This is a genomic window from Gemmobacter megaterium (assembly GCF_900156815.1).
Lineage (GTDB): Bacteria > Pseudomonadota > Alphaproteobacteria > Rhodobacterales > Rhodobacteraceae > Wagnerdoeblera > Wagnerdoeblera megaterium.
In genome coordinates this window covers 72,090-86,197 of the sequence record NZ_FTOT01000003.1, presented here as the reverse complement: position 1 = coordinate 86,197, position 14,108 = coordinate 72,090, and the positions used below count along the sequence as shown (strand labels likewise).

Annotated in this window: 10 protein-coding genes; 9 read left to right on the top strand and 1 reads right to left on the bottom strand. The window is 66.1% G+C overall.

Features of this window, described 5'->3' with window-relative positions; genetic code table 11:
* Window positions 1-133: 133 nt before the first annotated feature.
* The 7 genes from BW970_RS09060 to BW970_RS09030 are packed head-to-tail and all read left to right on the top strand — an operon-like array spanning window position 134 to window position 9,779.
* Window positions 134-2,203 carry a hydantoinase/oxoprolinase family protein gene (locus BW970_RS09060; RefSeq protein ID WP_076530407.1) on the top strand — a complete coding sequence of 690 codons (2,070 nt, stop codon included), beginning with the start codon at window positions 134-136 and terminating at the stop codon, window positions 2,201-2,203.
* 19 nt (window positions 2,204-2,222) lie between these two features.
* A complete protein-coding gene (locus BW970_RS09055; RefSeq protein ID WP_076530405.1) occupies window positions 2,223-3,959 on the top strand; it encodes a hydantoinase B/oxoprolinase family protein in 1,737 nt (578 codons plus the stop codon).
* Between the two features lie 17 nt (window positions 3,960-3,976).
* On the top strand, window positions 3,977-5,551 hold the full coding sequence (locus BW970_RS09050) for an aldehyde dehydrogenase family protein (RefSeq protein WP_076530403.1): 1,575 nt from the start codon (window positions 3,977-3,979) through the stop codon (window positions 5,549-5,551).
* A gap of 17 nt (window positions 5,552-5,568) precedes the next feature.
* Window positions 5,569-5,880, top strand: coding sequence for a 2Fe-2S iron-sulfur cluster-binding protein (locus tag BW970_RS09045; RefSeq protein WP_076530401.1), 312 nt, complete (start codon window positions 5,569-5,571; stop codon window positions 5,878-5,880).
* Entirely contained in the window at window positions 5,867-7,273 is a 1,407-nt protein-coding gene (locus BW970_RS09040; RefSeq protein WP_076530398.1) for an FAD/NAD(P)-dependent oxidoreductase, read from the top strand. The genes BW970_RS09045 and BW970_RS09040 overlap by 14 nt, the downstream gene beginning before the upstream one ends.
* Window positions 7,270-8,442, top strand: a complete 1,173-nt coding sequence (locus BW970_RS09035) for an NAD(P)/FAD-dependent oxidoreductase (RefSeq protein ID WP_076530396.1) — start codon at window positions 7,270-7,272, stop codon at window positions 8,440-8,442. Before BW970_RS09040 ends, BW970_RS09035 begins: the two co-directional genes overlap by 4 nt.
* The gene (locus BW970_RS09030; RefSeq protein WP_076531041.1) at window positions 8,442-9,779 is read left to right on the top strand and encodes an aspartate aminotransferase family protein; all 1,338 of its coding nucleotides are present in this window, start codon (window positions 8,442-8,444) and stop codon (window positions 9,777-9,779) included. The genes BW970_RS09035 and BW970_RS09030 overlap by 1 nt, the downstream gene beginning before the upstream one ends.
* A gap of 219 nt (window positions 9,780-9,998) precedes the next feature.
* On the opposite strand, the gene BW970_RS09025 is transcribed toward BW970_RS09030, so the two are convergent.
* A complete protein-coding gene (locus BW970_RS09025; protein ID WP_076530394.1) occupies window positions 9,999-10,895 on the bottom strand; it encodes a LysR substrate-binding domain-containing protein in 897 nt (298 codons plus the stop codon).
* Window positions 10,896-10,994: 99 nt separating this feature from the next.
* Between BW970_RS09025 and BW970_RS09020 the strand changes: the two genes are divergently transcribed.
* Both BW970_RS09020 and BW970_RS09015 read left to right on the top strand, forming a co-directional pair.
* Window positions 10,995-12,416, top strand: a complete 1,422-nt coding sequence (locus BW970_RS09020; RefSeq protein ID WP_076530392.1) for a M20 family metallopeptidase — start codon at window positions 10,995-10,997, stop codon at window positions 12,414-12,416.
* A gap of 136 nt (window positions 12,417-12,552) precedes the next feature.
* A complete protein-coding gene (locus BW970_RS09015) occupies window positions 12,553-14,091 on the top strand; it encodes an ABC transporter substrate-binding protein (RefSeq protein ID WP_076530390.1) in 1,539 nt (512 codons plus the stop codon).
* Window positions 14,092-14,108 lie beyond the last annotated feature (17 nt).

Sequence of the window (14,108 nt, the reverse complement as noted above, 5' to 3'; positions counted from 1 at the left end):
AGCAGGCCAGATTTGCCCTTTGGGTGAAATGGACTGTTGACAGGTCTCGCAAGGGCGCCTAGCAATTTGTGCGCGATCCGCACTATGGGGCGATAATCGCACATTCGCGTAAGTCGAGGCGGAGAGGACTGAGATGACAGTGCAGATAGGCGTCGATACCGGCGGCACACACACGGACATCGTGCTGCTGGATCGCAAGGCAGGGATCTTTCACACGCTGAAGGTTCCGACCACGCCAACGGATCTTTCCGATGGCATTCTGTCCGGCATCACCCGCGTCCTGCGCGAGGCAGGCCGGCAGGATGCGGCGGCGGCCAACGAGGTTGTCTTTCACTACGGCACCACGCTGGTGACGAACATCATTGTCGAGGAACAGGATCTGAAGATCGGCCTGCTGACCAGCGGCGGGTTCCGCGATGTGCTGGCCATCGGACGGGCGGTACGTAAGCCCAATATCTACGATATCCACTGGCGCCCCCTGCGCCCGCTGGTGCCGCGCGCACTGCGCCGGGGCGTGCCGGAACGCATCGACCACAAGGGCCGCATCGTCGAACCGCTGGACGAGGCCGCCGCGCGCGCAGAAATGCGCGCCCTGCGCGCCGAAGGGGTTCAGGCAGTGGCCGTCTGCCTGCTGAATGCCTATGCCAACCCCGCGCACGAACAGCGCCTCGCCGCGATTGCCTCAGAGGAGATGCCGGGCGTGCCAGTGACCCTGTCGTCCGATGTGGCGCGGGAGTTCCGAGAATACGAGCGCAGCTCGACCACGGCGCTGAATGCCTTTGTTCTGGCCCCGATGATCGCGCACCTGAACGGGCTGGCCGGGCGGCTGGGCGCCGAGGGCGTTCACCGCACACCGTTCATCATGCGCGGCAACGGCGGCATCATGAACTTTGATCTGGCCAAGACGCTGCCGGCCGCCGTCACCCATTCGGGGCCGGTCGCGGGCATCGTGGGCGGCAATGCGCTGGCACGGGCCGCAGGGGTCAGCGATGCGATCACCTTCGACATGGGCGGCACCTCGTCGGATGTGGCGCTGATTTCGCAAAACGTGCCGTTCTCGACCACGCGCGGGACGCTGGCGGGCTATCCGGTGCTGCTGCCAATGCTGGATCTGGTGACGATCGGCGCAGGCGGCGGGTCGATCGCCTGGCTGGACGCAGGCGGCGGGCTGAAGGTCGGCCCGCGCAGCGCCGGATCGGTGCCGGGGCCGGTGTGCTATGGTCAGGGCGGTGAAAATCCGACCGTCACCGATGCCAACCTGCTGTGCGGGCGGCTGAACGGCGACTACTTCCTGAACGGCGACCGCGTGCTGTCGCGTGATCTGGCGGCACGGGCGATGAAGGAAAAGATCGCCGATCCGCTGGGCCTGAGCGTGGAGGAGGCTGCCCTTGGCGTGCTGGCCATTGCCGAGGCGCATATGGTCAATGCGATCAAGCTGGTTTCGGTCCAGCGCGGCATCGACCCGCGCGGGCACACGCTGATCGGCTTTGGCGGCGCCGGACCGCTGCACGCGGTCAGCCTGGCCGAGGCGATGGGGATGCGCCGCGTGCTGATCCCGGCCGCGCCCGGCAATGTCTCGGCCTCGGGGCTGCTGGCGGCCGAAGTGCGCCACGACATGGTGCGCACCCGCGTCGAGCCGCTGGAATCAGCTGATGCCGCCTCCTTGGCCCGCGCGTTCGATGCGCTGATGGACGAGGCCGCCGCCGTGCTGCAGGGTCAGGGCGTTGCCGATGCCGAAACAAGCGTCCTGCGCGCCATAGACCTGCGCTATCGCGGACAGGCCTATGAGCTGACGCTGCCGCTGCCTGCGACCGGGATTGACGGTGCCTTGCTGGACAGCATGGCCGAAAAATTCCACGCCGAGCATGAGCGGGTCTATGGCTACCGTCTGGACCATCATGCGGTCGAAACGGTGAACCTGCGTGTCACCGCGACCAGCACCCCGCCAGCGTTGCCCTGGCCCGAACATGCGCCGCAGACCGGCGCCCGCCCGCCCGTCAGCGGCCATCGCCGCGTGCTCTATGGTGCGGGACATGATGGGGCCGACTGGCCAGTCTACCGCTTTACCGAAATTGCGGCCGGGGCTCAGGTCGCCGGACCGGCCATTGTCGAATACCCCGGATCGACCTGCGTCATCCCTCCCGGCTGGACCGCGACCTGGGACACCTGGCGCCATGCCCATGTCGAACGGACCGAAGGCTGAGCATTCGAAAGAGCTTCCCATGACCAACCAGACCACGACGACCGCCCCGGCGGTAAATCCGATCACGCTGGAAATCGTCCGCAATGCGCTGACCATGATCGCCGAACAGATCGCAGGCAGGATGATCCGTTCGGGGACGTCCTACATCATCAAGGAGATGGAGGACTGCTCGGCCGCGCTGTTCGACGGACAGGGCCGTCTGCTGTCGGAAAGCGCCAGTATTCCCATCCACCTCAACTGCATCGGCATCACCCTGCGCACGGTGCTGGATCACTATTACCCGCTGGACACCTGGCGGCCGGGCGACGTGGTCATCACCAACGATCCCTATGCCGGGGGTGAATCGCTGTCGTCGCACCACACCAACGACATCATCGCCTTTCACCCGGTGTTCCACCGGGGGCGGCTGGTCGGCTTTACCGCGCTGAACGTGCATCACATGGACATCGGCGCGATGTGGATGGGCACCCGCGGCTGGGGCGTCGAGATCTGGCAAGAGGGTTTGCGCATCCCGCCGCTCAAACTGATCCGTGAGGGGAAACGGGACGAGGCGCTGATGGCACTGATCCTGAACAACAGCCGGGTGCCCAGCATTCTGGAAAACGACCTGATGGGCGAGGCCGCCGGCATTCAGGTCGGCGCGCAGGAATTCACCCGGCTGTTCGACAGCTACGGGCAGGAAACCGTTCTAGCCTGTTTCGATGCGCTGATAGATCAATCTGAACGGCGCACCCGCGCCCAGATTGCCACGATCCCCGATGGCACATACCAGCACGAGGAACAGATCCTCGACGATGGCGCCAAGGGCGGGCCCTATACGCTGAAACTGGCAATGACCGTATCTGGCGACGAGGTGACATTCGATTTCACCGGCACCGATCCGCAGATCGAAGGGCCGATCAACGCGCCGCTATCGGCCACCATGGCTGCAACCTATTATGTGATGAAATGCATCACCGACCCCGATATTGCCAACACCGAAGGTTGCAAGGCCCCGGTGCATATCATCGCGCCCAAGGGCTCGCTGGTGAACGCCCAGCTTCCGGCGGCCTGTTTCCAGCGCATGATCGTGTGCCATTCCATTGTCGATCTGGTGATGGGCGCAATTGCCCAGGCCGCGCCGGAACGGGCGATGGCCGACAGTTGCGGCTGCCTCTACAACTCGACCGTCGCGCCCAATCTGGATACCGGGGAAATCGGCGTCGCCTCCGAGGTGGTGCCGGGCGGCATTGGCGCGACCGCCTTTGCCGATGGCATCGACGTGATGTCCTGTCATGTGACGAACTGCCCGATCCCCCCCATCGAGGCAACCGAGATCGAGGCGCCGGTGCTGTATCTGCGCCGCGAATTCGCCCCCGATACCGGCGGCGCCGGGCGCTGGCGCGGGGGCATGGGGCAGGTGCTGGAATACCGCGTGCTGGGGGAAAAGCCGCTGTTCCACCATACCTCGCAGAAATCGGTGATCACGCCTCAGGGCATGATGGGCGGGCTGGCGGCCGATGGCGGCGGCTGGATCATCAATCGCGGCACGCCCGATGAACGCCGCCTGCCCCATGCCATCGGCGATGTCGAATTCCTGCGCCGCGGCGATACCGTCACCCATGTCAGCCCTGGCGGCGGCGGCTATGGCAACCCCGCCGAGCGCGACCCCGCCCGGATCCGCGCCGACTATCGCGCCGGGCTGATCTCGCGGCAGGCAGCGATCCGCGACTATGGGCTCGACCCCGAAACGCAACCCGCCGCAGCCGCCAATTGACCGGAAAGGAAAGGCCCATGACCGCCGAACTGCCCCGCGTGACCTATTCGAACATCAACGCCGACTTCACCGCCGTCCACAGCCTGTTCGATGGCGTGCTGGACGACACCCGTGCCCAGGTGCTGGGGCGCGACCATGCCCATCTGATCGCCGGTCAGCCCGTCGCCTCGGGCGCGATGGCAACGGTTGTCAGCCCGATCGACCGTGACATCGTGATCGGCCGCTTTGGCGTGGCCGATGCGGCAATGGTGGATCGCGCGGTTCAGGCCGCGCGGGCCGCCCAGCCCGCCTGGGCCGCCCGCCCCTGGCAGGACCGCGTCGCGATCCTGCGCGGCTTTGCCGATGAGCTGAGCCGGCGCAAGTTCACCCTGGCCGCCGCCTGCCTGTTCGAGGTCGGCAAGTCGCGCATGGAAGCCATCGGCGAGGCCGAGGAGGCCGTCGATCTGGTGCGCTACTATTGCAACCAGATGGAAGAGAACCACGGCTTCCTGCGCCAGATGAAACGCGCCTTCGACAACGAGGAAACCATCGACCGGCTGCGCCCGCTGGGCGTGTTCGCAGTGATCGCCCCGTTCAACTTTCCGCTCGCGCTGTCGGCGAACATGGCCTCGGCGGCGATGGTTGCGGGCAATGCCGTGGTCTACAAGCCCAGCGACCGTGCCGGCCTGACCGGCGCCCTGCTGGCCGAGGCGGCGCAGGCTGCCGGCATCCCCGATGGCGTGCTGAACATGATCACCGGCGACGGGGCGACCGGCCGGGCGCTGGCCGGCCATGCAGGCATCGACGGGATCGCCTTTACCGGCAGTCACGCGGTTGGCATGGGCCTGTTGCGCGATGTGGCCGCCGGCCCCTTCAACCGCCCGGTAATCGCCGAAATGGGCGGCAAGAACCCGACCTATGTCACCGCCAGCGCAGATCTGGATGTCGCGGCCGCCGGGATGGCGCGGTCGGCATTCGGGCTTCAGGGGCAGAAATGCTCGGCCGGATCGCGGGCGTTCGTCGCAAACGCGGTCTATGACGATTTCATCGCCCGGCTGATCGAGCGCGCCCGCGCGGTGCGCATCGGCAACCCGGCAGATGCCACCGTGTTCATGGGTCCGCTGATCGACGACAAGGCCCTGGACCGCTATCTGCGCGCCTGTGACGAGGCGCGGCGCGACGGCCGACTGCTGTTCGGCGGCGAGCGGTTGACAGGTGGCTTCCATGATCGCGGCCAGTATGTGCTGCCCGCCATTGTCGACGGACTGCCCGACGACCACCGCCTGCACCGGGACGAATTGTTCCTGCCCTTCCTAACCGTGCAGCGGTTTGATGATCTGGGCGATGCCATCGCCTTGGGGAATGCCGTGGACTATGGCCTGACCGCCGGTATCTACACGCGCGACCCTGCCGATCTGGCCTTGTTTACTGACCGGGCCCAGGCGGGCGTTCTGTATGCCAACCGCGCCAGCGGCGCGACAACGGGTGCCTGGCCGGGGATCCAGACCTTTTGTGGCTGGAAAGGGTCGGGGGTCAGTTCGAAAGGCGGGCTGGGGCCATACTACCTGCAACAGTTCATGCGGGAACAAAGCCTGACCCTGTGGCATGACTAAGCTGGACGGCAACAGCCATGACCTACAGACCCATTCGCCTGAACCTGCAAGGGCGCGATGATCTGCCCCGGTTGCCGATGCAGATCGGCAACCGGGCCGTGACAGCAGCGTCCGGCGACACGCTGCTGACCGTGTTGCTGCGCGAATGCGGTGCCGTGCGCCGGGCCGAATTTGGCCCCGAACCTCGCGCGCGGGCCGGGTTCTGCCTGATGGGGGCCTGTCAGGAGTGCTGGGTCACACTGGCCGACGGGCGCAGGCTGCGGGCCTGTACCACCCTGGCAGAGGCCGGAATGCATGTCCTGATGGAGTTTCCCGATGACCGGGCCTGACCCCTTGCCTGTCGCGGTCATCGGTGCCGGTCCCGCCGGGTTGCGGGCGGCCCAGCGGCTGGTTGCGGCCGGGCTGCGGCCGATCCTGCTGGACGAGGCCGCCGCGCCGGGAGGACAGATCTATCGCCGCCCGCCGCCCCCCCTTGCGGCGCTGCGCGATCCGGCGGCCCTGTATGGTGCCGATGCCGGACGCGCCATGGCCCTGGCCCGCATGTTCGAAACGATCCGCGACCGGGTGGACTATCGTCCGCAAACGCTGGTCTGGAACGCGGCGCGCGCAGATGGCGGGGCGCTGTCATTGCAACTGCGTGGTGCGGATGGCGTTGACGCGGACTTGCGGGTACGGACGGTCGTGCTGGCCACCGGCGCCATGGACCGGGTGGTTCCCGTGCCGGGCTGGACACGACCGGGAGTATTCTCCTTGGGCGGGGCGCAAATCATGCTCAAGGCGCAGGCGCATCTGATCGGGCGGCGCCCGGTCTTTGCGGGGTCGGGGCCGCTGCTGTATCTGGTCGCCTGGCAATATGCCAAGGCAGGCGCCCTGCCTGCCGCAGTGATCGACGTGGCCAGCTTTGGCACCAAGATGCTGGCCGCGCCCCGGATGCTGGCCCGCCCGCGGCTTCTGCTGCGCGGGGCGCGGATGGCGCTGGACCTGCGCCGGATGGGCGTTCCGATGATCGAAGGCGCGCTGGCCGTGCGGATCGAACAGGGCACCGAAGGGCTGAGCGTACACTGGCGCGCAGGATCGCGCGGCGGCATCGTCGGCTGCGATGCGGTGGGTATGGGCCACGGGCTGAAGCCCGAGCGTCAGCTTGCCGATCTTCTGGGCTGTCCGGTTGCCTTTGACCCAAGATCCGGCCAATGGCACAGCACGACCGATGCCGAGGGCCGCAGTCCGATTCCGGGCGTCTATCTGGCGGGCGACATGGTGCGGATCAACGGGGCCCATTCCGCCGAAGCGGCGGGCGAGATGGCAGCAAGTGCCCTGTTGCGCGATATGGGTCTTGCCCGTACCAGCGCGCCACGCCGTGTGCTTCTGCGGCTGGCGCTTGCACGAACCGCAGCGTTCCGGCGCGGGCTGGAGCGAGCCTTTGCCCTGCCCCCCGCCGCGATCTGCGACATGCCAGATGAAACCGTCGTCTGCCGCTGCGAGGGCGTCAGCGCGGGCGATTTGCGCCGCGCGCTGGACATCTGGGGTCCGGCGGATCTCAACCGGCTCAAGGCGGTCACGCGCTGCGGCATGGGTCGGTGCCAGGGCAGGTTGTGCGGCGCCACCGCCGGGGCGCTGATGGCCGCCGAAGCCGGCCTGCCCCCTGACGCGCCTGGCCCATTGCGGGGACAGGCGCCGGTCAAGCCCCTGCCCCTGCCAACATTCCTGACAGGTGGCGCATGATCCCCGCCCCTGCGATCCTGCGCCATCGCCCGCGCGTCTGCATCATTGGCGGGGGCATCGTCGGCGCCTCTGCCGCGTTGTTCCTGGCTATGGGCGGCGCCGAGGTGACGCTGTTCGAACGCGACCGTATCGGCAGTCATGCCAGCGGCGTCAACTTTGGCGGCGTGCGCCGTCATGCGCGGCTTGCGGGCGATCTGCCCCTGTCCGCACGGGCGCATCACATCTGGCATCGACTGCCCGAACTGCTTGGCCATGACTGCGATCTTGAAACGCCGGGCCATCTGAAACTGGCCGAAACCGAGGATCAGATGGCCGTGCTGGAAGCCTGGCTGCCGATCGGCCGAAACGCGGGGATGGACGTGCGCCTGCTGGGGCGTGCCGAACTCGCACGCCGCTTCCCCTGGCTGGGGGGCAATGTCGCGGGCGGATCGTTCTGTACGGGCGACGGGTTCGCGAACCCGCGACTGGTCGCCCCGGCCTTTGCCCGCGCGGCGCGGCGCCACGGTGCCACGATCCATGAAATCTGCCCTGTCCGCGCCTTGACCCCCCGCGCTGGCGGCGGCTGGCGGCTTGACCCCGAGGGACACCCCCAATGCGAGGCGGATCACGTCATTCTGGCGACCGGGGCCTGGCCATTGGGGCCCGATCCGGTTCCCGCCATCCGGGTGCAGGCGCCGCAGATGTTCGTGACAGAGCCGGTACCAATGCTGCACATGCCCGTTCTGGGACTGGTCAGCGGTGCCATCTACCTGCGCCAGAGCGTACGTGGAAACCTGATCTTTGGCGGCGGCCATGGCATCATCGCACCGGACGGGCGGCGCAGTCGCCCCGACAGTGCCGTCTTTTCCCGCACCCCAGCACTGCTGCAACGCTTGCTGCCGGGCTGTGCAGGTGCCGCTATCATCCGGTCCTGGACCGGAATAGAGGCGCATATGCCCGACGGCCTGCCGATGCTTGGCCCCTCGCCCTCGGCGGCGGGATTGTTCCACGCCTGGGGGTTCTGCGGCCACGGCTTCCAGACTGGTCCAGGTGTGGGCGAGGTGCTGGCCGAACTGATCCTGACAGGACAGACCTCCACCGACCTCTCGGCCTATGATCCTGCGCGTTTCGGCGCCGCGCCCGTTCGCGCGGCCCATCCCCCCGTTCCCGCCATGGAGAGCCGGACATGATGAACGACAGTCACATATTTCACCGCACAGCCGGTGTCGTGCCGCCCCGTGCCAGCCATGGCGAGGGGGTGTGGATCACCGCCACCGATGGCAGGCGCTATCTCGACGCCTGCGGCGGCGCGGCGGTCTCGTGCCTGGGGCACGGCGATCCGGCGGTGGTGCGGGCGCTGTCCGACCAGGCGGCGCAACTGGCCTATGCACACACAAGCTTTTTCACCACCGAGGCCGCAGAGGATCTGGCCAACCTGCTGGTGCGCAACGCGCCTGAAGGATTGGGCCGGGTCTATTTCCTGTGTGACGGGTCCGAAGCGATCGAAACCGCAATAAAGATGGCGCACCAATACCACCGCGAAACCGGCGGCGCGGCACGACGCCATGTCATTGCGCGGCAACAGAGCTACCACGGCAACACGTTGGGCGCCCTGTCGGCAGGGGGCAATGCCTGGCGCAGAACCACCTATGATGGTCTGTTGCTGCCCGCCACATCGCATATCGCTCCGTGCTGGGCCTATCGCCACCAGACCCCCGGCGAAAGCGACAGCGACTATGCCGCCCGTGCCGCTGGATCGCTTGAAACCGAGATCCTCAGGCTCGGGCCGGAAAACGTGTCGTGCTTCATCGCGGAAACGGTCGTTGGGGCCACGCTGGGCTGTGTGCCGCCCTCCCCCGGCTATTTCCGCCAGATCCGCGACATCTGCGACCGATACGGCGTCTTGCTGATCCTTGACGAGGTGATGTGCGGCATGGGACGCACCGGCACATTGCACGCCTGCGAACAAGAGGGGATTTCGCCCGATATCCTGGTGGTCGCCAAGGGCCTGGGGGCAGGCTATGTGCCGCTGGGGGCGGTGATATGCAGCGACCGGATCCACGACGCCTTTGTTGACGGATCAGGCAGCTTCACGCACGGGCATACGTTCGTCGGCCATCCGGTGGCCTGCGCCGCAGCCCTCGCCGTGCAGCGCGAAATCGCCTCCAGGGATCTGCTGAACAACGTCCGACTGCGCGGGGCGGAACTGCATGGGGCGCTGGGGGCGCGACTGGCAGTTCATCCGCATGTCGGTGACATCCGCGGGCGGGGGCTGTTCCTTGCGCTGGAATTCGTTGCCGACCGGCAGGACAAGACCCCCTTCGCCCCCGAGCGCCACGTCCATCGCGCGCTGCGCGATGCGGCGTTTCGCAAGGGCCTGCTGATCTATGCGATGGCAGGCACCATCGACGGGCGGCGGGGCGATCATATCCTGCTGGCGCCGCCCTACACCGTGACCACGCAAGAGGTGCAGCAGGTCGCCGACCGTCTCGCAGATGCGGTCACGGAGGTGTTTGCAACCCCATGATATTCTAAGGTTTCATACCCATTCTCATCGGCATAGGCGGGCCTTGTCCATGTCATCCGGGTACGTGGAGCGGGGATCAATGATATGCCTTCGCCGTTCGAAAGCTGACTGCCTGGGTTAATCGGCGCCTACTGCCGGTGACCCGAAGTGCCCGAACACCTGCCGCGCGTTGCAAGTGCCAGGGGGACGACGCCCCAGCCGCCCGGCCCTCCGGCATTTTCACCGACGCGATAGCAGCCAGTTGCGGACGATGGCGACATCCGGCCGGTCCAGACTGGCGGTCGATGTCATCAGGACATAAGGAACACGGATCGGAAAATGAACCTGGAAGGGGTCGACCAACAGCCCCTGCACCAGTTCCTTCTCGATCAGGAAATTGGGGATCAGCGCAAATCCTGCGCCCGCCAGGCTGGCCTCGATCGCGAGCACCGTCAGATTGACCGTCGTGCTGAACCGCAACGGGATACTTCCCATGCCAGCGGCATAGAACCAGCTTTCCCAACTGTCGCCGCTCCATCCCGGTTCCGAGAATTCAACCTTGATGAGCGGATGCTTCAGCAAATCCGCCGGAGTTGGCTGCGGCGGCAACCGGCGCAGGAATTCCGGGGCGCAGACCACCGACAGATGGCCAGCCAGCAACAGTTCCTGCTGCATGTCCTTGCTGGGCGTGTGGTTGTGGTAGATCGCAAGATCGGGGACGGGATCCTGCACATTCCAGCGATGCGGCATCGCCGAGATGCGGATGCCGATTTCAGGATGCGCGTCGTGGAACTGGGCCATCCGGGGCGCCAGCCAACGCATGGCCAGAGAATACTGGCAGCGGATCAGCACCTCGCTTTCCGGCATGGTGGATCGGGCCGAGAACCCGGCGACCGCAAGCTGATCAAAGATCGCACCCAGTTGCCGGGAAAAGCTGCGCCCCCGATCGGTCAACGCGACTCCGTGGGCCTTGCGCTCGAACAACGGCGCGCCGACCCAATCCTCCAGTTGCTTGACCTGATGGCTGATGGCGCCAGGCGTGACGCCCAACTCGGCCCCGGCCCGCACGAAATTCAACTGGCGCGCCGCCGATTCAAAGGCGCGCAGGGCGGTGAGAGGCGGCAGGCGGCGCGTCATTCAGGCTCAATTTTCCTATGCCTAAGATGCAGATATATTGGTTTGCGCCATAGATTTCCAAGTGATCTAACTTTGTCAACGAAAGACATGAGGAAAACTATGCCTAGGACCCGCGCCATTCGCATTGCCCAATCCTATTGCACCGATGGGCGGTTCCTGCACGATCTGGCCCGGCGCGTCGCCATTCCAACCGAAAGCCAGAACCGCGACCGGCTGCCCGACTGCTATCGCTATCTGCGGGAATTTGAACAGGATCTGGCCGCGCTTGGCTTTGCGGGCACCATCATCGACAACCCGACCGCCGAAGGTGGTCCCTGCCTGATCGCGCACCGGATCGAGGATCCGGCGTTGCCGACGCTGCTGATCTATGGGCATGGCGACGTGGTAGCGGGCATGGAGGAGCGCTGGACCGGCGGGCGGACGCCCTGGGCGCTGTCGGTCGAGGGCGACAGGATCTATGGCCGCGGCACCGCCGACAACAAGGGCCAACACACGATTGCCGCGCTTGCGCTGGAAGCGGTGCTGGAGGTCCGGCCCACGCTGGGCTACAATGTGACGTTCTTTATCGAGACATCCGAGGAAACCGGCTCTGCGGGGCTGCATGAGCTGTGTGCACGACACCGCGACCGGCTGACGGCCGATTGGCTGATCGCCTCGGACGGCCCGCGCCTGGACCCCCGGACCCCGACGCTGAAGGGCGGCACGCGGGGCGTTTATACCTTTGACCTGATGTGCGACCTGCGCGAGGGCGCGCACCATTCCGGCAACTGGGGCGGGTTGATCGCCAATCCGGCCACGATATTGTGCAACGCGGTTGCCAGCCTGATTTCCGAACGCGGGCACATCCGGGTGCGTGACGTCGTACCAGCCCAGGTGCCGGCTGCGGTGACACGGGCCTTGCAGGACATCACCGTGCAGAAAACCGCAGATGGCCCCGACCTGGACCCTTGGTGGGGCGAACCCGGCCTGACCCCGGCCCAGCGGGTGTTCGGCTGGACCGCGCTCGAGATCCTGGCCATGACAGCCGGGACACCTGACCTGCCTGTCAACGCAATCCCACCACAGGCCTGGGCGCGGTTGCAGCTGCGCTATACGGTCGATGTGGACCCGGATGTCTTTGAACCCGCGATCCGCGCCTTTCTCGATGCCCGTGGCTTTGGCAATGTGCAGTTCATCAACCAGACCGAACATGACAAATCCGGCGCCACCCGGCTGGAGCCGGATCATCCAATGATGGTCTGGGCTGCCGCCTCGGTCGAGCGGACGACCGGCAAGCGGCCGACGATCCTGCCCAATGCAGGCGGGTCGCTGCCCAACGACTGTTTTGCCAGCCTGCTGGGTATGCCGACCATCTGGGTGCCGCATTCCTATTGGGGCTGCAACCAGCACGCCCCCGACGAACACCTTCTGATGCCGCTGGCCGCAGAGGGGCTGGGCATCATGGCGGGACTGTTCTGGGATTTGGGCAGCACCCCACCCCCCGCCACCCCCCGCCAGGCCAGGGCAACGGCCCCCGCCTGAAGCATCCGTCCATCGGGCAACCCATCGCCGCGCCGGGCCTCCGGCGGCACAAGCACGCAAGACCTGCGGGCGCAGGCCAAGTCCGCCTACCATCAACAAGCCAGCCGGGCGAACCGGCACAACAGGGAGACCAAGAATGCGAACGATCCTGATCTCGACACTCATGCTGGGGATGCTGGGCGCCCCGGCCACCGCACAGACCATCGTCGCGTCGATCGCGCAGGATGTGCGCAGCACAAACCCCGGCGTGAACCGCGATGATACGACCGACGGCGTGGTTCTTCATATGGTCGAGGGGCTGGTTGGCTACCGCGAGGATGGCTCGGTCGGCCCGCTGCTGGCCAAGTCGGTCGAGATGTCGGCCGACGGGCTGACCTATACGTTTCCCCTGCGCGACGGCGTGACCTTCCACAATGGCGCCAGCCTGACGGCCGAAGACGTGCTGTGGAACTGGGCGCGCTATATGGACCCGGCGACGGAATGGCGCTGTCTGGCAGAGTTCGACGGCCGCAACGGCGTCAAGGTCGAAGATATTTCCGCCCCCGACCCCATGACCATCGTCATGCGCATCAACAAACCGAACGCTGTGTTCCTGGACGCGCTGGCGCGCACCGACTGCGGCATGGCAGGGATCCTCCACCCCGACTCGCTGGCCGCCGATGGCAGCTGGGACCGACCGATCGGCACCGGCCCTTACAAGTTCGCGGCCTGGAAGCGTGGCGAATCTTTCGAAATGGTGGCCTTTGACGGCTATGTCTCGCCCCCCGGCGACAAGCCCGATGGCTATGTCGGGGCCAAAACCCCCCGCGCCGAAGCGATCCGCCTGCATGTGATCAGCGACCCCGAAACGATCAAGGCCGGGCTGCTGTCGGGCACGCTGGATTTGGCCGCCGTGGCCAGCACCGATGTGCCGATGTTCCGCAGCAACACGGATTTCAACGTGGCCGACTCGATGGATGCCTCCAAACACACGCTGTCGTTGCAGACCGCCGACCCGCTGATGTCGAACGTCGCGCTGCGTCAGGCCATCGCGGCGGCCATCGACCTGCCGATGCTGGTGGCACAAGTGACAAACGGTATGGGCCAGCCCAATGCCTCGGCCGTGTTCCCGCAGTCGATGTATTACAGCGACATCCAGAAACAGCAGTTCGGCCATGATCCGGCCCGCGTGCGCGACCTGTTGGCCGAGGCGGGCTACAAGGGCGAGCCGATCACCATCATCGCCAACAAACGCCCGACCACGCCCAGTTTTGAAACTGCGGTCGTCGCTCAGGCGATGATGCAGGCCGCCGGGATCAATGCCAAGATCGAGGTGATGGAATGGGCGACCCAGCTGAGCCGCTACTTTTCGGGCAACTATCAGATGATGTCGTTTTCCTATTCGTCGCGGTTCGATCCGGCGCTGAGCTTTGAACAGTTCTCGGGGCCGTTTGACGGCAAGTCCGGCAAGGTCTGGCACAACCCCGAGGCGCTGGCCCTGATCGACGAGGTCAAGGCCGTATCCGACCCCGCCCGCCGTCAGGCCATCTTTGATGCGCTGCATCAGATGTATCTGAACGATGTGCCGATGATCATCTACAGCAACGGCCTGAACGACATTGTCACCAGCGCGCGCCTGACCGGCGATGTGTCGTGGCAATCCAAGCTGCGGCTGTGGGAAGTGACGAAACAATAATCGCCTGTCAGGCAGAG